Source organism: Isoptericola sp. NPDC055881, from assembly GCF_053615895.1.
Genome location: NZ_JBSHCR010000026.1, coordinates 1 through 20,601 on the forward strand (window position 1 = coordinate 1; position 20,601 = coordinate 20,601).

At 74.3% G+C, this 20,601-nt stretch carries 21 protein-coding genes; 16 read left to right on the forward strand and 5 right to left on the reverse strand.

Translation table 11 applies throughout. The annotated features are described in order from the left end of the window. Positions 1-385: 385 nt before the first annotated feature. Both ACWGKI_RS09925 and ACWGKI_RS09930 read right to left on the reverse strand, forming a co-directional pair. Positions 386-775 carry a helix-turn-helix transcriptional regulator gene (locus ACWGKI_RS09925; protein WP_452186610.1) on the reverse strand — a complete coding sequence of 130 codons (390 nt, stop codon included), beginning with the start codon at positions 773-775 and terminating at the stop codon, positions 386-388. 168 nt (positions 776-943) lie between these two features. After that, entirely contained in the window at positions 944-1,744 is an 801-nt protein-coding gene (locus ACWGKI_RS09930; protein WP_452186612.1) for a deoxyribonuclease IV, read from the reverse strand. 48 nt (positions 1,745-1,792) lie between these two features. Here ACWGKI_RS09930 and ACWGKI_RS09935 point away from each other — a divergent pair, with 48 nt between their 5' ends. Further along, positions 1,793-2,620: a hydroxymethylpyrimidine/phosphomethylpyrimidine kinase gene (locus ACWGKI_RS09935; RefSeq protein WP_380244787.1), complete on the forward strand. Its 828-nt coding sequence runs from the start codon at positions 1,793-1,795 to the stop codon at positions 2,618-2,620. Between the two features lie 43 nt (positions 2,621-2,663). Here ACWGKI_RS09935 and ACWGKI_RS09940 read toward each other — a convergent pair whose 3' ends face one another. Next, positions 2,664-3,209: a COG4315 family predicted lipoprotein gene (locus ACWGKI_RS09940; protein ID WP_452186614.1), complete on the reverse strand. Its 546-nt coding sequence runs from the start codon at positions 3,207-3,209 to the stop codon at positions 2,664-2,666. 165 nt (positions 3,210-3,374) lie between these two features. Between ACWGKI_RS09940 and ACWGKI_RS09945 the strand changes: the two genes are divergently transcribed. Genes ACWGKI_RS09945 through ACWGKI_RS09955 form a run of 3 tightly spaced genes read left to right on the forward strand, consistent with a single transcriptional unit; the run spans position 3,375 to position 5,283 of the window. Further along, complete coding sequence (locus ACWGKI_RS09945; protein WP_452186616.1) at positions 3,375-4,049, forward strand: YceI family protein; 675 nt, start codon at positions 3,375-3,377, stop codon at positions 4,047-4,049. Further along, positions 4,046-4,561: a sigma-70 family RNA polymerase sigma factor gene (locus ACWGKI_RS09950; protein ID WP_380244784.1), complete on the forward strand. Its 516-nt coding sequence runs from the start codon at positions 4,046-4,048 to the stop codon at positions 4,559-4,561. The genes ACWGKI_RS09945 and ACWGKI_RS09950 overlap by 4 nt, the downstream gene beginning before the upstream one ends. After that, entirely contained in the window at positions 4,558-5,283 is a 726-nt protein-coding gene (locus tag ACWGKI_RS09955; RefSeq protein WP_452186618.1) for an anti-sigma factor family protein, read from the forward strand. Before ACWGKI_RS09950 ends, ACWGKI_RS09955 begins: the two co-directional genes overlap by 4 nt. 7 nt (positions 5,284-5,290) lie before the next feature. Here ACWGKI_RS09955 and ACWGKI_RS09960 read toward each other — a convergent pair whose 3' ends face one another. Then, positions 5,291-6,067, reverse strand: coding sequence for a metallophosphoesterase family protein (locus tag ACWGKI_RS09960; protein WP_452186620.1), 777 nt, complete (start codon positions 6,065-6,067; stop codon positions 5,291-5,293). A 123-nt stretch (positions 6,068-6,190) separates the two neighbouring features. On the opposite strand from ACWGKI_RS09960, the gene ACWGKI_RS09965 reads away from it, so the two are divergent. From ACWGKI_RS09965 to ACWGKI_RS10010, 10 genes are all read left to right on the forward strand, one after another. After that, a complete protein-coding gene (locus ACWGKI_RS09965) occupies positions 6,191-6,787 on the forward strand; it encodes a hypothetical protein (RefSeq protein WP_452186622.1) in 597 nt (198 codons plus the stop codon). 93 nt (positions 6,788-6,880) lie between these two features. Next, entirely contained in the window at positions 6,881-7,540 is a 660-nt protein-coding gene (gene catA, locus ACWGKI_RS09970; protein ID WP_452186624.1) for a type A chloramphenicol O-acetyltransferase, read from the forward strand. Positions 7,541-7,679: 139 nt separating this feature from the next. Next, positions 7,680-10,352, forward strand: a complete 2,673-nt coding sequence (locus tag ACWGKI_RS09975; RefSeq protein WP_452186689.1) for a phosphoenolpyruvate carboxylase — start codon at positions 7,680-7,682, stop codon at positions 10,350-10,352. Positions 10,353-10,442: 90 nt separating this feature from the next. Further along, positions 10,443-11,132: a VOC family protein gene (locus ACWGKI_RS09980; RefSeq protein WP_452186626.1), complete on the forward strand. Its 690-nt coding sequence runs from the start codon at positions 10,443-10,445 to the stop codon at positions 11,130-11,132. 38 nt (positions 11,133-11,170) lie between these two features. Next, positions 11,171-11,863 (forward strand): GntR family transcriptional regulator, encoded by a 693-nt coding sequence (locus tag ACWGKI_RS09985; protein ID WP_380243361.1) that lies wholly within the window; start codon positions 11,171-11,173, stop codon positions 11,861-11,863. 194 nt (positions 11,864-12,057) lie between these two features. After that, the gene (locus ACWGKI_RS09990) at positions 12,058-13,458 is read left to right on the forward strand and encodes an MFS transporter (RefSeq protein ID WP_452186628.1); all 1,401 of its coding nucleotides are present in this window, start codon (positions 12,058-12,060) and stop codon (positions 13,456-13,458) included. A 40-nt stretch (positions 13,459-13,498) separates the two neighbouring features. After that, the gene (locus tag ACWGKI_RS09995; protein ID WP_452186630.1) at positions 13,499-14,275 is read left to right on the forward strand and encodes an SDR family NAD(P)-dependent oxidoreductase; all 777 of its coding nucleotides are present in this window, start codon (positions 13,499-13,501) and stop codon (positions 14,273-14,275) included. Positions 14,276-14,302: 27 nt separating this feature from the next. Then, a complete protein-coding gene (locus tag ACWGKI_RS10000; protein ID WP_380243364.1) occupies positions 14,303-15,154 on the forward strand; it encodes a sugar phosphate isomerase/epimerase family protein in 852 nt (283 codons plus the stop codon). After that, complete coding sequence (locus ACWGKI_RS10005; RefSeq protein ID WP_452186632.1) at positions 15,151-16,878, forward strand: dihydroxyacetone kinase family protein; 1,728 nt, start codon at positions 15,151-15,153, stop codon at positions 16,876-16,878. The genes ACWGKI_RS10000 and ACWGKI_RS10005 overlap by 4 nt, the downstream gene beginning before the upstream one ends. A gap of 86 nt (positions 16,879-16,964) precedes the next feature. After that, complete coding sequence (locus ACWGKI_RS10010; RefSeq protein ID WP_380243366.1) at positions 16,965-17,450, forward strand: ribose-5-phosphate isomerase; 486 nt, start codon at positions 16,965-16,967, stop codon at positions 17,448-17,450. A 21-nt stretch (positions 17,451-17,471) separates the two neighbouring features. Here ACWGKI_RS10010 and ACWGKI_RS10015 read toward each other — a convergent pair whose 3' ends face one another. After that, positions 17,472-18,479 carry a 5'-3' exonuclease gene (locus tag ACWGKI_RS10015; RefSeq protein WP_452186634.1) on the reverse strand — a complete coding sequence of 336 codons (1,008 nt, stop codon included), beginning with the start codon at positions 18,477-18,479 and terminating at the stop codon, positions 17,472-17,474. 251 nt (positions 18,480-18,730) lie between these two features. On the opposite strand from ACWGKI_RS10015, the gene ACWGKI_RS10020 reads away from it, so the two are divergent. Both ACWGKI_RS10020 and ACWGKI_RS10025 read left to right on the forward strand, forming a co-directional pair. After that, positions 18,731-19,405, forward strand: a complete 675-nt coding sequence (locus ACWGKI_RS10020; protein WP_452186636.1) for a hypothetical protein — start codon at positions 18,731-18,733, stop codon at positions 19,403-19,405. Positions 19,406-19,533: 128 nt separating this feature from the next. After that, positions 19,534-20,553, forward strand: coding sequence for a type IV toxin-antitoxin system AbiEi family antitoxin domain-containing protein (locus ACWGKI_RS10025; protein ID WP_452186638.1), 1,020 nt, complete (start codon positions 19,534-19,536; stop codon positions 20,551-20,553). Positions 20,554-20,601 lie beyond the last annotated feature (48 nt).

The following is a 20,601-nucleotide window of genomic DNA, read 5'->3' on the forward strand; positions in this document are numbered from 1 at the left end:
GACTTGTTCCTCAAACCGGCGGTTTGAGGAACAAGTCAGCACGCATGTTGCAGCCCCGGTCCACGCCGTCCGATGCCGGACCTTGCCGGTGTCCTGGAACGACTCCGGCTGGGCAGGATCGTCCCGCCCCGCGGGATCGACGTGCTCTTACCGCGAGCGGGTCCTCCTGCGCGGAATTCTCCAGGTAGGCCGGATCGGTGCCTGTGGGGCGGTCGATCTGGGCGCCTCGCCGATAGGACGTGAAAAGACAAGTACTCCGGCGGCGGTCGTGGTCGCTGTGGGTCGTCGTGGTCGTCGTGTGCGGCACGGGCAGACGGGGGTCGGCGGCGCCCCGGGGACGTGGAGGATGCGCGTGGGGGGGGTCACTAGGAAGCGCGTGAGGCGCTCACCAGGGTGATCGGGAGCGCGGCGCCTCGGTCAGGAGGTCCATGACCGCGCACCCGTACAGCATGGCGATCCGGCCGACGTCGTCCAGCGACCAGGCGACCTGGCCGGTGAACCGTGCGGAGACGGCCGAGCGGGAGAGGTGGAGGTGCAGGGCGAGGTCCTGCTGCGACAGGCCGCGGCGGGCGGTCTCCAGCCGGATCGCGCCCGCCGCCACGACCGCGAGTCCGTCCTCCGGCAGGGTAGGACCTCGCCGGCGGCGCACGCGCGGGGCGCCGGGTCCGGCCTCGGCGTCGTCGATGTCGGGATCGAGGTACGGGTCGGTGGCGGGGACCCAGAGCGGGTTCGCGGCGCGCTGGATACGGTCCGGGTCGAGCGGCATGTCGTCCATGCACGCATGCTCGCGAACCGGAAGGCGGAAGGTCGGGCGTCGTCCACAGCCCCTGAGGACAGCCTCCGAGGGCAGCCCCTGAGGGCAGCCCTTGAGGTCAGCCCCGAGGTCAGGACTGAGGTCAGCCCTGAGTCAGCCGTAGGTCGGGCCCGGGCCGGACGTAGGGGGTCAGGCGGCCAGGCGCTCGCGCAGCCAGGCGATGTCCGGGCCCATGTCGCCGTGCGTCTCGCAGACGACGGGGGCGCCCGCCGCGGCCACGACGCCGACGAGGAGCTCGGGCGGGATGTTGCCCTCGCCGAAGTGCGCGTGGCGGTCCGCCCCCGACCCGGCGGTGTCGCGCGAGTCGTTGGCGTGCACGAGGTCGATGCGGCCGGTGATCGCGCGGATGTCGTCGACGGCGGTCGCCAGGTCGATCCCGCCCGCCCAGGCGTGGCAGGTGTCGAGCGTGAAGCCGACGTTCTCGGCGCCGTTCGCCCGCATCACCGCGGCCCAGAGCTGCTCGAGACGGTCGAGCCGGCGCGCCAGGGAGAAGTCACCGCCCGCCGTGTTCTCGATGAGGACGGGCACGTCGGTCTCGAGGGCGTCGATCGCCTTGCGCCAGTTGTCGAAACCGACGTCCGGGTCGTCCTTCGCCGTGACGTGCCCGCCGTGCACGACGACACCCTTCGCGCCGATCTCCCCGGCCCCGGTCATGATCTGCTGCAACAGCTTGCGGCTGGGGATGCGGATGCGGTTGTTCGTGGACGCCACGTTGATGACGTACGGGGCGTGCACGTACACCTCCAGCCCCGCGGCGGCCGTCTCCTCGCGGAACGCCGCCGCGCCACCGGGGTGGGCGGAGTCGTCGAACGGCGGCACCTTCCACGCCTGCGGGTCGGAGAGGAACACCTGCACCACCTCGGCCCCGATCTCCGCCGCCTGCGCGACGACGTCCGAACGGTCGACGTGGGCCCCGATCTTCACGCTCATGCGCCCACCCTACGGACAGCCGGCGACACCGTCGTAGGCTGGCCCACCATGAGCACCACGCCGCCGCTCGCGTACGTCATCGCCGGTTCCGAGGCCACGGGAGGGGCCGGTATCCAGGCCGACCTCAAGACCTTCCAGCAGCTCGGCACCTACGGGGTCGGGACGCTGACCTGCATCGTCTCGTTCGACCCGAAGCACGACTGGGGCCACCGGTTCGTGCCCGTCGACCCGCAGGTCATCGCGGACCAGTTCGAGGCCGCGACGTCCACGCACGCCCTGGACGTGGTCAAGGTCGGGATGCTCGGCACGCCCGCGACCATCGACGTCGTGGCCCGCTCGCTCGAGTCGCAGCCGTGGCGGCACGTCGTCCTCGACCCCGTCCTGATCTGCAAGGGGCAGGAGCCCGGCGCCGCCCTCGACACCGACACGGCGCTGCGCGAGCGCGTCCTGCCGCTGGCCACCGTGGTCACGCCGAACCTGTTCGAGGCCAAGACGCTCGCCGGCATGGACGACATCACCTCCGTCGACGAGCTGGTCGAGGCCGCGCGACGCATCCACGCCCGGCTCGCCGACGGCCGCGGCCCCCGGTACGTCGTCGCCAAGGGCGGCGTCGAGCTGCCGGGCCCCGACGCCGTCGACGTCCTGTTCGACGGCGAGGACGTCACCGTCCTCGCGGCGCCCAAGGTGGGTGAGGAGCGCGTCTCCGGCGCGGGGTGCACGTTCGCCGCCGCCATCACCGCCGAGCTCGCCAAGGGCGCCGACGTGCCCGACGCGGTCCGCGTCGCCAAGGACATGGTGACGCAGGGCATCGAGGCGCGCGTCGCCGCCCGGACGCCCTTCGACACCGTGTGGCAGGGCGCGTACGCCGCGAGCTGACCGCCGGCGCGCCCCGCCGCGTCCGTCCGCGTCCCCGCCCGCGTCAGTACCCGCCGCCTCCTCCCGACCCGGCCGCGGTCGTGATCTCGGAGCCGTCCGGGGCCACCACCCACCAGATGTCCTGGAGGCCCTGGCCCGTGACGTCGCCCGGCGCGCCGTCGCCCGCGTACAGGTAGACGGGACGGCCGTCGAGGGTCACCTGGGGCTCGCCGTCGTTGCCGGTGATCGTGCCGACCTCCGCCGTCACGCCCTCGACCTTCGGCGTGCCGCCGGCGGCGTGCACCGGGGGCCACGCGGCGAGGCACTCGTCCGTGCACGCGCTCTTCCCCGAGCCCTTCTTGTCAGGCGTGTAGTAGTACACGGTCATGCCCTGGCCGTCGACGACGATCTCGCCGAGGTCGCTGTCCGCCGTGGACAGGGCGGCGGAGCCGGACCCACCCCCGGCCGCGGAGGACTCCGTCGTGGTGTCGGTCGACGAGCCCGTGTCGCCGCCGCCCCCGTAGCCCCCGCCGCCCCCGCTGCACGCGGCGAGGGTCGTGGCGAGCGTCGCCGTCGCGGCCAGGGCCGCCAGCCTGCTCGTGGTGCGCATGATGTCTCCTCCGGTTCGGGTGCACCTACGAGGCACGACGAGACCGCCGCCCCCGCGGTTCAGGCGAAGGCGGTCTGAACCTCCGCGGCACCTGCCTCGTCGTGCCAGGTAGGAGTTCCAGGTAGGGGCCGCGCGGCGGGCGCGGCCCGGCGGGAGGAGCCGGTCGTGCGCAGGCGGACGAAGGTGCTGGTCGGGGCAGGTGCGGGGCTCGTCGTGCTCGGTGGCGCCGCGGTGCTCGTCGGCCCGGGGCTGTACGCCGACCACGTCAACCGGGCGGCGGCCGCCGTACCCGCGCTCTCCGCGTCGGGGGCGCCGCTCGGCGACCCTGCGGCGCTCGACGGCACGTGGGACGTGGCGGCCGGCTCGACCGCGGGCTACCGCGTGCACGAGGTGCTGCGGGGCGCGGACGCCACCGTCACCGGGCGCACCGACCAGGTGACCGGGCAGGTGACGGTCGAGGGCGGCACGCTGACGGCCGGCGAGGTCCACGTCGACGTCGCGAGCATCGCGACCGACGAGCCCCCGCGGGACGCGTACTTCCGTGGCAGCGTGATGGACGTGGGCACGTTCCCGACCGCGAGCTTCACCCTCACCGAGCCGGTGCGGCTGACGGCGGGCGCCACCGACGTCGACCTGACGGGCGAGCTGACGGTGCACGGCGTGACACGGGACGTCGTGCTCCCGGCGCAGGTCGCGGGCGACGACGGCGGCGTCCAGGTCGTGGGCAGCGCGCCGGTGACGTTCGCCGACCACGGCGTCACCCCGCCCGCGCTCGGGTTCGTCCGCGTCGACGACCACGGCTCGGTCGAGTTCTCCCTGCACCTGGAGCGCGCGTCGTGACGCCCCGTTCCCGTGCCGACGAGGCGCTGCTCGAGGCGATCCACGCCGCGCACGCGCCCGACCTGCAACGGTTCGTGGCGCGCCTCGTGCCGGACGGCGCCGACGCGCAGGACGTCGTGCAGGAGTCGCTGCTGCGGCTGTGGCGGCACCCCGAGGTGCTCGAACGGCCGGAGGATTCCGTGCGCGCCTGGCTGTTCACCGTGGCGCGCCACCTCGTGGTCGACCAGCTCCGCAGCGCGCGGCACGCCCGCGAGCGCACCACCGGCCACCTGCCCGAGCCGGCCGAGCCCGACCGGACGCAAGCCGTCCTCGACGCCTGGCTCGTCGCCGACGCGCTCGCCGACCTGTCGGCCGAGCACCGCGCCGTCGTCGTGGGCGCCTACTACCGGGGGCGGTCGGTCGCCGAGCTGGCGGACGAGCTCGACGTCCCGCCCGGCACCGTGAAGTCCCGCATGCACTACGCCCTGCGCGCGCTGCGCCTCGCGCTGCAGGAGAAGGGGGTCACGCCATGACCGCGCCGACCGACCCGTACCGGGAGTGGGACGCCGCGTACGTGCTGGGCGCGCTGGGCCCGGCCGACCGGCGAGAGCTCGAGGAGCACCTGGCCGGCTGCGACGACTGCCGTGCCGCGGTCGCCGAGCTGGCCGGCGTGCCCGGGCTGCTCGCCTCCGTGCCTCCGGAGCACGCGCTCGCCCTCGACCCGCGCGAGGCGCCCGCCGAGGTCGTGCCATTCGCCGGCCTGGTGGGGGCGGCCCGGCGCTCGCGGCGGCGCCGGCGGACGCTCGTCGCGGTGGCGGCGTCGGCGCTGCTGGTGGGCGGTGTCGGTGCGGGCCTGGCGCTGGACCCGGGCGGCGCGGACCCGGTGCCGACGACGTCCTCCCCGGCGCCGGCCGCGCAGTCCGTGGCCGTGGACCTCGAGCCGGTGGGCGCGGTCGACGTGCGGGCCTCCCTCACCGCGACGGCGCGACCGTGGGGCACGAGCCTGGAGTGGAGCTGCACCTACCCGCCTCGTCCGGGTGCCTACGACCCGGCGGAACCGGTCACGTACGCACTCGTCGTCGTCGACCGCGACGGCGGACGCACCGTCGCCGCGACCTGGGCGGGGGAGGGCACGTCCGCCACCGGCCTGGGCGCGTCCTCCGCGGTGCCGCTCGACCGCATCGCGCGGGTCGAGATCGCGCGGGCCGATACCGCGCGGTCGGGCGGCGAGACGCTGGCCTCCGCACCGCTGTGACGCGAGGTCAGGCCAGCCGGGCGACCAGGCAGGGTCCGCCCTCGTAGATGCCGCCGTCGACGGCGAGCGCCCGCCCGTCCGCGTAGGACAGCGGCTCGGTGATGTCGGTGTACGGGCGCCCGAGCATCTCCGCGACGATGCTGTGACCGTGCACGACGCGGTCGCCGCCGAGCTGGTCGAGCAGCTCGCGCGCGGCCCGGGGGCCGTCCTCCCCGCGGAAGGCGGCGCGCGACGTGAGGAGCCGCCACGTCTCCCACCACACCGCGAGGTCGTCGCTCGCGAGCCGGTCCCGGCCGGCGGCGACGAGGTCGTCGAGGGTCCGGCCCCACTCGAGGTAGGCGAGGGTGTCGGAGTGCACGAGGAGGGCACCGGCGTCGCGGGCCGCCATGGGCAGGGTGCGCAGCCAGGTGACGTGGTCGTCGGTCAGCCGCGCCTGGTCGCCCGGCCGGCCGCCGTTGCGGCCCCAGGAGCGGGCGAAGCTGCGCCCGGGCTCGCCCGGGGGCGGGACCTCCGTCGCGCCGAACGTCCGCATGCCGAGGGCCAGCACCTCGTGGTTGCCCAGGAGCGCGCCGACGGCCCCCTCGGACTCGTCGACCAGCGCCCGGACGAGGTCGATGACGCCCACGCCGTCCGGTCCGCGGTCCAGGTAGTCCCCGAGGAACCAGAGCCTGGCGTCGGCGCCGGCCCACCGCCCGTCGGCGTCCGTGAGCCCTTCGTCGGCCAGGGCGCGCACCAGGACGTCGCGGTAGCCGTGCACGTCGCTGACCGCGTACACCTTCGTCATCGTGCTCGCCCCGTTCGTCGTCGTGCCGCGGCCGGACCGCCGCACACGGAGGGTAACGATGACGGGGTCACGGCCGGGCCCGGGTCCGGGGCCGTTCCGTGGGGCGGTCTACGCTCGTCGACCATGACCCGGCCGCCGCGACACCTGAGCGCAGACGCCGTGGCCGACGACCGGCCCGGCGTGCGCTACCTCGTCGCGCGGGGGCTCGTGGTCGCCGGGCGGGTGCTCCCGGTCCTCGCGGTGGTGTCGGCGGTCGCGGCGCGGGCGACCCGGGACACCTGGCTCGGTGCGGCGCCGGACGCCAGCGGCTCCAGCTCGGCGTGGCTGCCGCAGGTCGCGACCCTGCTCGTCGCGCTGACGGTCGCCGCCCTCCCGTGGCTGGCGCTCCCGGTCGTCTCGTCCGCGTTGGCGCGGATCGAGGACGACACGCTCACCGCCACCACCGTGCTCGGGCGCCGCGAGGTCGGCCTGCACGGGGCACGGCTCTGGCGGGCGCGCGTGCCGGGCGAGCAGTGGGGCACGCAGGTCGTCGTCGTCCGCGGGCGACCCGGGCTGCTCGTCGTCACGGGTTCCGAGCTCTGGGTGGGTGACGCACCGCTGCTGGACGACGGGGCCGCCCGGTGGCGCGTCACCGCCCGAGGTGTGGTGCTCCTGGCCGCCCAGTGCCTGCTCGTCCTCGTCGGCGTAGGGGTGGGCGGGACGGTCACCGGCTCCTTCTGACTCGGGGGGCCGGACCAGGACTCCCGGGACCACGGCCGAGGCCGGGAGGAAAAGGGCTGCGGTCTGGCGCCCCACGGCTGCGACGATGCCCGCATGGACACCCCCGCCCCTGTCCCCGTCGACCTGTCGACGTGGCCGCGCCGACAGCACTTCGAGCACTATCTCCAGGCGTCGCCGTGCACGTACGCGATGACGGTGGAGCTGGACGTCACCGCGTTCGCCGCGGCGTTGCGCCGCTCGTCGCGCAAGACGTACGTGGCGCAGGTCTGGGCGCTCGCGACGGTGGTCAACCGCCACGACGAGTTCCGGATGTGCCTCGACGACGACGGCGCCCCCGCCGTCTGGCCGATGGTGCACCCGGCGTTCACGGTGCTCAACCCCGACCGCGAGACGTTCGCGTGCGTGTGGACCCCGTACGACCCCGACTTCGGCACGTTCCACGCTGCCGCCGCGCCCCTGCTCGCGGAGCACTCCCGGGCGACGGACTTCTTTCCGCAGGGTGCGCCGCCGGCCGCCTCGTTCGACGTGTCGAGCCTGCCGTGGGCGTCGTTCACCGGGTTCACGCTGCACATCCGGGACGCGTGGCGGCACCTGGCGCCGATCTTCACGCTCGGGCGCTACGTGGAGCGGGACGGCCGCGTGCTCCTCCCGCTCGCCGTCCAGGTCCACCACGCGGTGGCCGACGGCTTCCACACGGCACGGCTGGTCAACGAGCTGCAGGAGCTCCTCGCCGACCCCGCCTGGGTGGGCTGAGCCGCCTCGCGGACCCGCCGTGCAGGGTCACCTGACGGACGCGCCGACGCCCGGACCGCGAGACGGCTTACCCTCTAGAACCGTGAGCGAGAACCTGGGATCCACCGGCTCGATCGAGCGCGTGGTGGCACGCCACGAGATGCCCGACCCCCTGCGCGACGACATCCGCCTGCTGGGCGGGCTGCTCGGCACCGTGCTGAAAGAGGCCGGCGGGCAGGGCCTGCTCGACGACGTCGAGAAGCTGCGCGGCCTGACCATCCGCGCGTACGGGGCGGACGACGGCGGTGCGACGCTGGCGGAGGCTGCCGAGGTCGTGGCCGGCTTCACGCCGGACCGCGCCGAGCAGGTGGCACGAGCCTTCACCTGCTACTTCCACCTGGCGAACCTCGCGGAGGAGTTCCACCGCGTCCGCGTGCTGCGGGCGCGCGAGTCGGACGCCGCGGGGAACGTCGTCATCGAGGACTCCCTGCCGCAGGCGTTCACGCAGCTCGCGGAGGAGGTGGGCCGCGACGAGGCCCTGCGCCGCCTGGGCGAGATCGAGTTCCGTCCGGTGCTGACCGCGCACCCCACGGAGGCGCGCCGCCGTGCCGTCTCGGGCGCGGTCCGCCGCATCTCGACGCTGATCGCCGACCGCGACACCATGCGCCCCGGCGGCACGACGCTCGCGGAGAACGAGCGTCGTCTCCTCGCCGAGATCGACACCATGTGGCGCACCTCGCCCATCCGCGCGCACAAGCCGTCGGTGCTCGACGAGGTGAAGACCGCCATGGGCGTCTTCGACGCCACCATGTTCACCACGTTCCCCGAGGTGTACCGCCGCCTGGACGACTGGCTGCTCGACGGCGAGGCCGGCAGCGTGCCGCCCGTCGCGCGCCCGTTCGTCCACCTGGGTTCCTGGATCGGCGGCGACCGCGACGGCAACCCGAACGTCACCGCCGAGGTCACCCGCCAGGCCGCGACCCTGGCCGCCGAGCACGCGCTGGGCGCGCTCGAGAAGGCGACGGTCGAGACCGGCCGCAAGCTCACCCTCGACGAGGACGGCACGCCGGCGTCGGCCGAGCTCAAGACGCTGTGGCAGCGGATGCGCCAGCTGTCCGACGAGCTCGTGACCCGCGCGGCCGCCGACTCGCCGAACGAGCCGCACCGCGCCGCCGTGCTCGCCGTCGCCGGTCGCGTCGCCGCGACGCGCCGCCGCGACGCCGACCTCGCGTACCGCACCCCGGAGGAGCTCGTCGCCGACCTCGAGGTCGTGCAGCGGTCGCTCGTCGAGGCGGGCGCGCCGCGGGCGGCGTACGGCGACCTGCAGAAGCTCGTCTGGCAGGTGCAGACCTTCGGGTTCCACCTCGCCGAGCTGGAGGTGCGCCAGCACTCCCAGGTGCACGCCGCGGCCCTCGCCGAGATCGAGGAGAAGGGCCTCGACGGGGACCTGTCGGAGCGCACCGTCGAGGTGCTCGACACCTACCGCGCCCTCGGCGCCGTGCAGAAGCGGTTCGGCATCCGCGCCGCCCGTCGCTACATCGTGTCGTTCACGCAGGCCCCCGAGCACCTGGCGGCCGTGTACCGGCTCGCCGCGCTCGCCTTCGAGGGCTCCGACGACGCCCCCGTCATCGACGCCGTCCCGCTGTTCGAGACCTTCGACGACCTGGAGAACTCGGTCGACATCCTCGAGGCGGTGCTGGAGTTCCCCGAGGTGCAGAAGCGCCTCGCGGAGAACGGCCGCCGCGTCGAGGTCATGCTCGGCTACTCCGACTCGTCGAAGGACGTCGGCCCGGTCGCCGCGACCCTCGCCCTGCACAAGGCGCAGTCCCGCATCGCCGACTGGGCGCAGCGTCACGACATCACGCTCACCCAGTTCCACGGCCGGGGCGGCTCCCTCGGCCGCGGCGGCGGCCCGGCGAACCGCGCCGTCCTCGCGCAGCCGCCGCACTCGGTGGACGGCCGGTTCAAGCTCACCGAGCAGGGCGAGGTCATCCTCGCCCGTTACGGCGACCCGACGATCGCCGCGCGCCACATCGAGCAGGTCGCCGCGGCGACCCTCCTCGCCTCCGCGCCGACGGTCGAGAAGCGCAACGCCGAGGCCCGGGAGCGGTTCGCGCCGCTCGCCGACGCCCTCGACGCCACGTCGCGCGCCGCCTTCCACGGCCTCGTGCGGTCGGAAGGCTTCCCGCAGTGGTTCGCGCAGGTGACGCCGCTGGAGGAGGTCGGCCTGCTGCCGATCGGCTCCCGCCCCGCCAAGCGCGGGCTGTCGGTCAACTCGCTCGACGACCTGCGTGCCATCCCGTGGGTGTTCTCCTGGTCGCAGGCCCGGATCAACCTCGCGGGCTGGTTCGGCCTCGGCACGGCGCTGCGCGCCCGCGGCGAGGAGGAGGGCGGCCTCGAGGAGCTGCAGGCGGCGTACCGCGAGTGGCCCCTGTTCACGACGCTGCTCGACACCGTCGAGATGGGACTCGCCAAGACGCAGGAGGACATCGCCGCGCAGTACCTCGCGCTCGGCGACCGCGACGACCTCGCGCAGCTCGTGCTCGGCGAGCTGCAGCTCACCCGCGAGTGGGTGCTGCGCGTCACGGGCAACGAGTGGCCCCTCGCCAACCGGCGCGTGCTCGGCCGCGCCGTGCAGCTGCGGTCCCCATACGTCGACGCCCTCTCCCTGCTGCAGGTCCGCGCCCTGCGCGCGCTGCGCAGCCACGGCGTCAGCGAGGGGCTCACCGTGGACGACGGCGAGTGGGTGGACGGCGGCCACAAGGACCGCTGGCAGCACCTGCTGCTGCTCACCGTGAACGGCGTCTCCGCGGGCCTGCAGAACACCGGCTGACCCCGGCCCGGGTTGTGGGTACGAGATCGGCGGGAATTCGCGAGCGAATTCCCGCCGATTTCGTACCCACAACGTTCTAGGCTCGGCGCCATGAGTCTGGTGACGTTCAACTCGCTCTGCGTCGACGCGGTGGACGCGGAGGTGCTGGGGGCGTTCTGGGCGCAGACGCTGGGGCTGCGCATGGAGCTGCTGGACGACGGCGACGCCGTGCTGCGTGACCCGGGCCCCGAGCCGGTGCCGGAGCGGACGGTGTGGGTGAACACCGTGCCCGAGGCGAAGACCGTCAAGCACCGCGTGCACCCGGACGTGCGCGCCCGGTCGCTCGACGAGTTCCCCGATAGGCCGCGCCTGAGCGAGCCCGGTCGGTTCCACTACACGACGCTGGCCGACCCCGAGGCCGGTGAGTTCTGCGTCTTCACCTACGGCGAGGTGCCCGCTTACCGGCTCAAGGACGTCGTCGTCGACTGCGCGGACTACCGGGTGGTGACGGAGTTCTGGCACGGCCTGCTCGGCGGGGACGTGACCTGGGACGACGACGCGGGCTACGCCTACCTGGACCGCGGAGCCGGTGTGCCCTTCGAGTCGTTCGACTTCGTCCCGGTGCCCGAGCCGAAGACGGTCAAGAACCGCTGGCACTGGGACGTCACGCTGAACGAGGGCGTCACCGTCGACGACCTCGTGGCGCGGGGCGCACGTGTCCTGCGGCCGCAGGACGACGAGATCCGCTGGACCGTGATGGCCGACCCCGAGGGCAACGAGTTCTGCGTCTTCCAGCCCTGAGCGCTCGGGGGCCGACGCGGCGACCGTAGGCTTGCCCTATGCCGGGTGGGTCGAAGGGTTCGTTGAGCGCGCTGGGGTCGATCGCGTCGCAGACGCGGCGCGAGATGATCCTCGACCGGCTGCGGCTGGCGATCAGCGCCGGTGACCTGCCCCCGGGCACCCACCTGGCGGAGGTCGACCTCAGCGAGGCTCTCGGCGTCAGCCGCGGCACGTTGCGGGAGGCCCTGCGGCACCTGCAGCAGGAGGGGCTCGTCTCCGCGGACGCGCGCGGGCGGCTCTCCGTCCGGGTCGTCTCCGAGCGCGAGGTCGACGACATCTTCGCGGTCCGCCGTGCGCTGGAGAGCCTGGCCCTCGAGCTGGTGTGCGAGCGTGCCGACCACGCGGCCGCCGCGGTACGCCTCGGCGAGGCGCTGGAGGCGATGCAGCGCACGGAGGGTGACTTCGCCGCGCAGGTCGACGCCGACCTCGCGTTCCACGAGCTCCTGTGCGAGCTCAGCGGCAACGAGACGCTCGTCCACGGGTGGCGGTCCGTCTCCGGCCTCACCCGGGCGGCGGTCACCGCGGCCGGCCCGGAGACGGCCCTGCACAACATGGCGTACGAGCGGCACGCGCCGCTCGTCGCCTTCGTCGCGGCCGGCGACGCCTCCGGGGGAGCCGACTTCCTCCGGACGCACATGAGCGACGCCGCCAGCCGCATCGTCGCGCGGATGCGCGACCACGCCGCCGTCTGACCCCGGAGGACGCCGTGCCCGTCCGACACCGCTGAACCTGCACCTTCGCGCCTGACCTGCCACGACGTCGTCGTCGGGCCTGGTGCCGTGCGGCAGGCCTTGACAAGTCTCCACGTGGGGTTGCATGGTTCCTGTGTTCTACTGTTAACAGTAGAACACCACTCACCGACGAGGGCTCCATCAAGGGAGATGCGATGACATCGACGACGACGGCTCCGGGGGACGGCACCCCGGTGCTCGGGACGCGCCACAAGCTCCGCGTGGCGATCGGCAGCGCGGTGGGCACCACCGTGGAGAACTACGACTTCATCGGGTACGGCACGGCGGCGGCCCTGTACTTCGGCCACGTGTTCTTCCCCGAGAGCGACCCCACGACGGGGCTGCTGCTGTCGTTCGCCACGTTGGGCATCGGCTTCGCCGCCCGCCCGCTCGGCGGGATCATCGGCGGCTACCTCGGCGACAAGGTGGGTCGCAAGCCGGTCCTGGTCACGTCCCTGCTGGTCATGGGACTCGCCACCGTCGCGATCGGCGCCCTGCCGACCTACGCGAGCGTGGGTGTCCTCGCGCCGGTCCTGCTGGTGATCGTGCGCGTGATCCAGGGGCTCGCGTTCGGCGCCGAGTGGGGCGGGGCGATCCTCATGACGTACGAGCACGCCCCGTGGCGCCGCAAGGGCGCGTACACCGCCATCCCGCAGGCCGGCTTCCCCCTCGGCCTCCTCCTGGCCAACCTCGCGTTCCTCGGGAGCGCGGGCCTGCCGGGCGACTGGGCGTGGCGCGTGCCGTTCCTGCTGAGCTCCGTGCTGATCCTCGCCGGCATGTACATCCGGCTCCGCGTGGAGGAGTCGCCGGAGTTCGAGGAGGCGAAGGACCAGGGCACGCTCGCGAAGAACCCGCTGGTCACCGTGATCCGGCAGGACTGGCGCAACCTCGTGCGCGCCTTCGGGCTGCGCGTGGCGGAGACGGCGGGCTACGCCGTGTCGATCACCTACGTGACCTCGTACGTGGAGAGCAACGGCCTCGCCACCCGCCCGCACACCATCCTCGCGATCGTGGTGGCCGCGCTGCTCGGGCTCCCGGCCACGCTCCTGTGGGGCGGCCTCACCGACCGTGTCGGCCGCCGGCCCGTGTACCTGTTCGGCACCACCCTCATGCTCGCCTTCGGCGTGCCGATGTTCCTCATGGTCAACACCGGCCAGGTCGGCATGGTGATCGCCGTCTTCGCCATCGCGTTCGCCTTCTGCCACAACTCGCTCGCCGGCACCCAGGGCTCGTGGTTCGCCGAGCTGTTCTCGACCGAGACCCGCTCCTCCGGGGCGTCCCTGGCCTACCAGCTCGCGGCCGTCGTCTCCGGGTTCACCGCCTTCTGGGCCGTCTCGCTGTACGAGGTCTTCGGCTGGGCCGGGCCCGCCGTCCTGTTCATGGGCTACGGCGCGATCGGTCTGGTCGCCGCGCTCGTCACGCCCGAGACGTACGGGCCCGCCCGGCGTGCGGAGGCCGAGCGCGCCACCGCCGCCGCCCTCGCGGCGAGCACCCCGGACGAGCCGGGCAGCACCCGCAGCCCGCAGGCCGCGGACCCGGTCGCGTCCCGCGCCTGACCGGCCGCACCCCCCACCCTCCACAGAAACGGACCTTCCCATGAGCTTCCAGACCGGAGTCGGCCCCCGCACGGCCGTCGTCACCGGCGCCGCGTCCCCGCGCGGCATCGGCTTCGCCACCGCGCGCCGCTTCGCCGTCGAGGGCTGGGCCGTCGTCCTGCTCGACCTGGACGAGACCGGCGCGAAGTCCGCCGCCGACACCCTGGCGCAGGACCACGGCGTGGCCGCGCTCGGCCTCGGGGTGGACGTGACCGACCAGGAGTCGGTGCGCGCCGCCGCGGCCGTCGTCGCCGCGTCAGACCTGCCGCCCGTCGGCGCACTCGCCACGGTGGCCGGCGTCGCCTCGCCGGTGCCGTTCCTGGAGGTCGACCTCGCCGAGTGGCGGCGCGTCGTCGACATCAACCTCACGGGGACGTTCCTCGCCTGCCAGGCGTTCCTCCCCGCCATGATCGACGGCGGCTACGGGCGCATCGTCACCATGTCGTCCGTCTCGGCCCAGCAGGGCGGCGGCGTCTTCTCCAAGACGCCGTACTCCGCCGCGAAGGCGGGCGTGCTCGGCCTCACCCGGTCCCTGGCCCGCGAGATGGCGCCCTACGGGATCACCGTCAACTCGATCAGCCCGGGCGTGGTGGACACCGACATCCGCGCCGGCGCGACCGACGCCGAGAACGAGGCGCGACTCGCCGCGTCCGTCCCGCTGCGGCGGCAGGGCACCCCCGACGACATCGCGGCGCTGATCGCGTTCCTCGCCAGCGAGGACGCCTCGTACCTCACCGGCACGACCCAGAACATCAACGGCGGCTCGTACATCGCCTGACGGCGACGACGAGCGGACGGAGGATCCATGAGCACCACCGCAGCGCCTGCGACCGCGCGACGCATCGGCATCTCGACCATCACCTTCCGGTTCCGGCCCTTCGAGGAGGCCGTGCGCCTCATCGCGGGCACCGGGGCCCAGGAGGTCGACCTCGGCGCCCTGCCGGGGGTCTGCGACCACGTGCCGGTCCCGTTCGAGGGCGACGTCGAGGCCTACGCCGCCACGCTCGCGCGGCACGGGCTGCGCGCCGGTGCGGTGAACGCCGACGTCGGGCCGCTCAACGACCCGGCGCTCGACCCGCAGACCCTGGCCGCGACGGCGCTGCCGCTGGTGCGGCTCGCGGCGGCGACCGGTGCGGCGCTCATCCTCCCCGCGGGCGGGCAGTCCGGGGAGCCGTACCAGGACGAGGACGCCGACCTCGCGCGGATCGCCGAGAACCTCCGGCGGGTGGCGGACCTCTGCGCCGAGCACGGCGTCCGGCTGCTGGTGGAGGTGCTCCACCACCGCCGCTTCGCGTGGACGGTGGCTCGCGCCGACCGTGTCCTCGACGAGCTCGGCCCGGAGGTGATCGGCCTGCTGCTCGACACCTCGCACGTCGTCGCCTCCGACGAGGACGTCGTCGCGTGGGCGGAGCGGCACGCGGCCCGTGTCGAGCGGGTCCACCTGCGCGACGCCGTCCCGGGCAACCTCAACCTGGGGATCGGTCGCGGCCAGGTCGACTTCGCCGGCGTGATGGCAGCGCTGGAGCACGGTGGCTTCGCCGGGACGTACGTCCTGGAGCTGGAGACCCACGACGTCGCCGAGCAGGACCGCGAGGCAGACGCGCAGCGCTCCTACGACGCGATGGCGGACCTGCTGAGCGAGGTGCAGGCACGATGACCCGGATCTTCGACGACCCCGCCGAGTTCGCCGCCGACGCCGTCACCGGGTTCGCCGACCTGCACGCGGACCTCGTCCGGGCCGTCCCGGGCGGCGTCGTGCGCCGCGGTCGGTCGACGGCGGGCAAGGTCGCCGTCGTCGTCGGCGGAGGATCGGGCCACTACCCGGCCTTCATGGGGCTGGTCGGCCCCGGCTTCGCGGACGGCGCGGTGGTGGGCAACATCTTCACGTCCCCCTCGACCGCCCAGGCCTACTCGGTGGGCCGGCTCGCGCACAGCGGGCGCGGTGTCGTGTTCACGTACGGCAACTACGCGGGCGACGTCATGAACTTCGGCCTGGCGGGGGAGCGACTGGAGGCCGAGGGCATCCCGGCGCGCCAGCTCGTGGTGACCGACGACGTCGCGTCGGCGGACGCCGCCGAGGGGCATCGCCGGCGCGGCATCGCGGGCGACTTCGTCGTCTTCAAGATGCTGGGCGCCGCGGCCGAGCGCGGCCTCGACCTCGACGAGGTCGTCCGGGTCGGGGAGCGGGCGAACTCCCGTACGACGACGATCGGCCTGGCCTTCTCCGGCTGCACCTTCCCGGGCGCCGACGAGCCCCACTTCACGGTGCCCGAGGGCGCCATGGGGCTGGGCCTGGGCATCCACGGGGAGCCGGGCCTCGAGGACGTCCCCGCGCTGCGCGCGCCCCAGATGGCGCGGCTGCTGGTGGAGCGCGTCCTCGCCGAGCGCCCGGCGGGCTCGGACGGTCGTGCCGCGGTGGTCCTCAACGGGCTGGGCTCGACGTCGCACGAGGAGCTGTTCGTGCTGTGGGCCTCGGTGGCTCCCCTGCTGCGGGAGGCGGGCCTGACGCTGGTCGCGCCCGAGCTCGGCGAGCTCGTCACGAGCCTCGACATGGGCGGGGTCTCGCTGACCGTCACGTGGCTCGACGACGAGCTCACCGAGCTCTGGCTCGACCCCGCGACCACGCCCGCGTGGCGTCGCGGTGACGCCGTCGCGGCCGACGCCACCGACGTCGACCAGGAGCTCACCGAGCTGGCGCAGGAGGTCGTGCCCGTCGAGGGCGACGTCGCGTCGCGCGACGCCGCCCGCGTCGTGGTGGCGGGCCTGACCGCCGCCGCCGAGGCGGTGCACGAGGCGGAGCAGGAGCTCGGCCGCATCGACGCCGTCGCGGGCGACGGTGACCACGGGCGCGGGATGGTCCGCGGCATCGACCACGGCCTCGCGGCGGCCCGGCGTGCGCTGGACGCCGGCTGGGGCGTCCAGGGCGTGCTGTCGGCGGCCGGTGACGCGTGGGCCGAGTTCGCGGGCGGCACCTCGGGTGTCCTCTGGGGCGCCGGGCTGCGGGCCGCCGGTCTCCGGCTCGGCAACACCGGCGCGCCGCAGCCCGCCGACGTCGCGCGGGCGTGCCGGGACTACCTGGCGGCCCTCGGCGACCTCGGCAAGGCCAGCCCGGGGGACAAGACGCTCCTCGACGCGGTCGGTCCGTTCGTGGACGCGCTCGAGCGCGGCACCGCGGACGCCGACGACGCCGGTGCCCTCGAGCGCGCGTGGGGCGCCGCGGCGGCCGAGGCGACGCGTGCGGCGGCGGCCACGGCGGACCTCGTGCCGCGGGTCGGGCGGGCCCGGCCCCTGGCCGAGCGGTCGGTCGGCACCCCGGACCCCGGGGCGGTGTCGTTCGCGCTCTGCGTGGAGGCCGTCGCCGCACGGCACGCCGTGCGCTGACCGCGCCGGCCCCCCGCTCGGCACGGCCGAGACCCCACTCACCGCACCACTGATCACAGGACCAGGACACGGAAGGACGTGCTCGCATGGGATGGCGCATCGTCGTCGGCTCGGACTCGGCCGGCTTCGACTACAAGGAGGCGCTGCGCGCGCAGCTGGAGGCGGACCCGCGGGTCGACCAGGTGGTCGACGTCGGCGTGGCCGCCGCCGAGGACACCGACTACCCGCACATCGGCGTGGCCGCCGGCCGTGAGGTGGCCGCCGGGCGCGCGGACCGTGCCCTGCTCGTGTGCGGCACGGGGATCGGCGTCGCGATGGCGGCGAACACGGTGCCCGGCGTCCGCGCCTCCGTGGCGCACGACTCGTTCTCCGTGGAGCGGCTGGTGAAGTCGAACAACGCGCAGGTGCTCACGCTCGGGCAGCGCGTCATCGGCCTCGAGGTCGCGCGGACGCTCGTCACCCAGTGGCTGGGCCACGAGTTCGACGCGTCGTCGCCGTCGGCGCAGAAGGTCGAGGCCCTGGAGGCCTACGACCTGGCGGCCGGCGAGGGGACGCCGGTCGCCGCCTGCTGACGGTGGTGCAGGGGGCCGGTATCAGGCGCGGGACGTGAGCGCGGCGAGCACCCGGTCCACGCTGGAGCGGATGCCCCACCGCTCGGCGAGGGCGTCCAAGGCCTCAGGGTCCTTCGGCTCCCGCGGCAGGGCGTCGTCGACCTCGTCGACGGGGGCGTCCCGCGCGACCTGGACCACGGTGGGCGCGACGTCGAGGTAGTCGGCGGCGTCGAGCAGCTTCTGGCGCTGGGTGGCCGTGAGGCCCTTCGCACCGTGCTCGGCGGCCGCGCGGAGGCCGGCCAGGTCGCCGAATGCGGCGAGCAACTTGGCCGCCGTCTTCTCCCCGATGCCGGGCACGCCGGGCAGCCCGTCGGACGGGTCGCCGCGCAGCGTCGCCATGTCGGCGTAGGCCTGGCCGGACGGCACGCCGTACTTCTCGGCGAGCCGCGCCTGGTCGACGACGTCCGGGTCGCGCACGCCGCGCGCCGGGTACAGCACGCGCACGCCGGCGGCGTCGTCGACGAGCTGGAACAGGTCGCGGTCCCCGGTGACGATGTCGACGCTGGCGGGCAGCACGACCCCGACGGCGCCGGCGACGCCGGCCATCGGCATCGTGGTCGCGGCGCTGCGCGCCACCTCGCGGGTGACCAGGGTGCCGATGACGTCGTCCGCCTCGTGGCCGGGCGCACCCACGCGCGCGATGCCGAGCGCGGCCAGCACGTCGACGATGACCGGCACCTGGGGCGTGAGCGCGTCGGGCACCTCCTCGACGTCCGGCTCGCCCGCGGGCGTGGTCCGCGCGACCCGGTGCTGCTTGTACGAGCCGATCGCCTCGACGCGGAACGCCGGCCGCCAGTCCTCGTCCCAGCACGCCACGAGCCGGTCCGGCCGGTGCTCCGTGACGAGGAAGGCGATCATGTCGAGCAGGCCGCGCACCGCGTTGACGGGCGCGCCGTCCGGGGACCGCAGCGAGTCCGGCAGGCCGTAGAAGGCGCGGAAGTACAGGCTCGCAGTGTCGAGCAAGACCAGCTTGCTGCTCCGATGGCTCACGCAGCACACCCTAGCCACGAGGACGGCGCGGCGCGGGAGGGCGTCGTGCGGGCGGGGCAGGAACGCGCCCCGGACAGCACGTCGTCCGCTGCTTGACCAGTCCCGTGCACGATCAGCACGAGGGGCGGACGTGCCGTCCCCACCCCTTACCGTGTGTGTCGCCCGGACGTCGCCGACGTCTCGGGCACAGCACACGCGAGACAAGCACCCCCGACACAGGGCACGGGGTGCGGCGGACGAGGGAGGACCGGATGGCGTCGGGGAAGCGGCTGTCCACCGCGGTAGGGGTGACCGTCGTGCTGGGTGCGGTCCTCGTGGTGCTGTGGTTCGCCTGGCAGCGCTTCGACCCCGCGCCGGCCGCGCCGGTCGCCACCACGCAGGAGCTGCAGACCACGATCACGCAGGCCGACCAGGTGCTCCAGGACTCGAAGGGGCGGGTCGCGGACCCGCAGGTCCGCACCGACCTGGAGGCCGCCATCGAGCAGGCCCGCGACCTCGCCGGCGACACCACCGCGGACGAGACGCAGGCCGGCGTCGCCCGCGCGGAAGCGGTCGACGACCTCGTCGCCGCGGCGAACCGGGTGCAGGCGTCGCACGACCAGCTCGTCGCGCAGCAGGACCGGGCCCGCTGGCACGAGGCGCGAGACCGGCTGGCCGACCTGGTCGACGACGCCCAGCACGTCTGGGACGACAACCATGCCCAGGTGGAGAGCGTCGACAAGCGGTCCGGGGAGCGTCTGCGCAAGCGGCTGCAGGACTCAAACGACCTGGTCCAGGCCGAGGCACCCACCACCACCGAGGCCGTCGACGAGCGGATCGACGCCCTCCGCGACGCTCAGGAGAACCTCGACGCCGCCGTCCGTGACTTCGCCGACGCCCTCGAGTCCTGGAACGACCTCCAGGACCAGGCGCACGCCCGCCACTGACCCGGCGTCTGCATCGTGCGTGCTGAACTGATCCTCAAACCGCCCGTTTGAGGCTCAAGTCAGCACGCACGATGCCTTCCTGTGGATGACCGGACGGCGGTGGGGTCGCACCCTGGTGTCCTGGGGACATGTCTCGGCCCGCCGCCACCGTGCCACCACAGCTGCTGGAGCGCGCACGTCGCCAGGCCGGTCTGCTCGCCCTGCGGCAGTGCCTCGGAGGCGGGATGACGCGCGGACAGGTGGCCCGCCGCCTGGACCGCAAGGAGTGGGACCGCGTGGCCCGGGGCGTCCTGGACACCGGGACGGTCTCGCCGTCGTCCGTCTCGGAGTCCTACGACCATCGCCGGCGGCGAGCAGCGCTGCTCGGCCCGCTGGTGCACCCCGGCGGGATCGCGGTCGGTGTCGGCTCGCTGGTGCTGCACGGCGTGCAGGGCGCTCCCGTCGACCTGGTTCCTGAGGTCGCTGTGCCCAAGGCTCGGCCGCGGACCGGGGACGGTCCTGTCCAGGTGCGACGGATCCTCGTGCCCGCCCCGGTCGAGGTGGACGGCATCCTCTGTGCCCCGCTGCGCGACTCGCTGGCGCTCGCGGTCCCCGCGCTCTCGCGGCTGGACGCGGTCGCGATGATCGACTCGGCATGGCAGCAGCAGCTGGTGGACCGCGAGGGGCTCGCCGTCGCACGGGGGCTGACCACCGGGCGGCGTGGCACCCGCCGGAGCTGGCCGTGGTGGGACGACGCCGACGGACGGGCGGAGTCACCGGCGGAGACGTGGGCACGGATCACCTGCCTCGACCTCGGGTGCCCGCCCGACGCCGTGCAGCTGAGAATCGTCGGGCGTGGCTGGCGAGCGCGCGTCGACCTCGCGTGGCTCCTGCCGGACGGGGCGCTGCTCGTCGTCGAGGTCGACGGCGCCGACGTCCACTCCGCACCCGACGCCCTCTTCGTGGACCGGCGGCGGCAGAACCGGATCGACACCCGCAGCACGATGGTCCGGCGCTACACCGGGAGCGACGCCCGCGGCGGGCGTCTCGCGGCCGAGGTCCGGTCGGTGCTCACGGCGGCACGCTGGCGCCCGCGACCGATACCGACGGACGCCGTCTACGACATCGAGCGTGCTGAATTGATCCTCAAACCGACGGGGTGTGGGTGAAATAAGCAACCACCAGGGGGGGGGGGGGGGTTATGAGTGTGGCCCCAG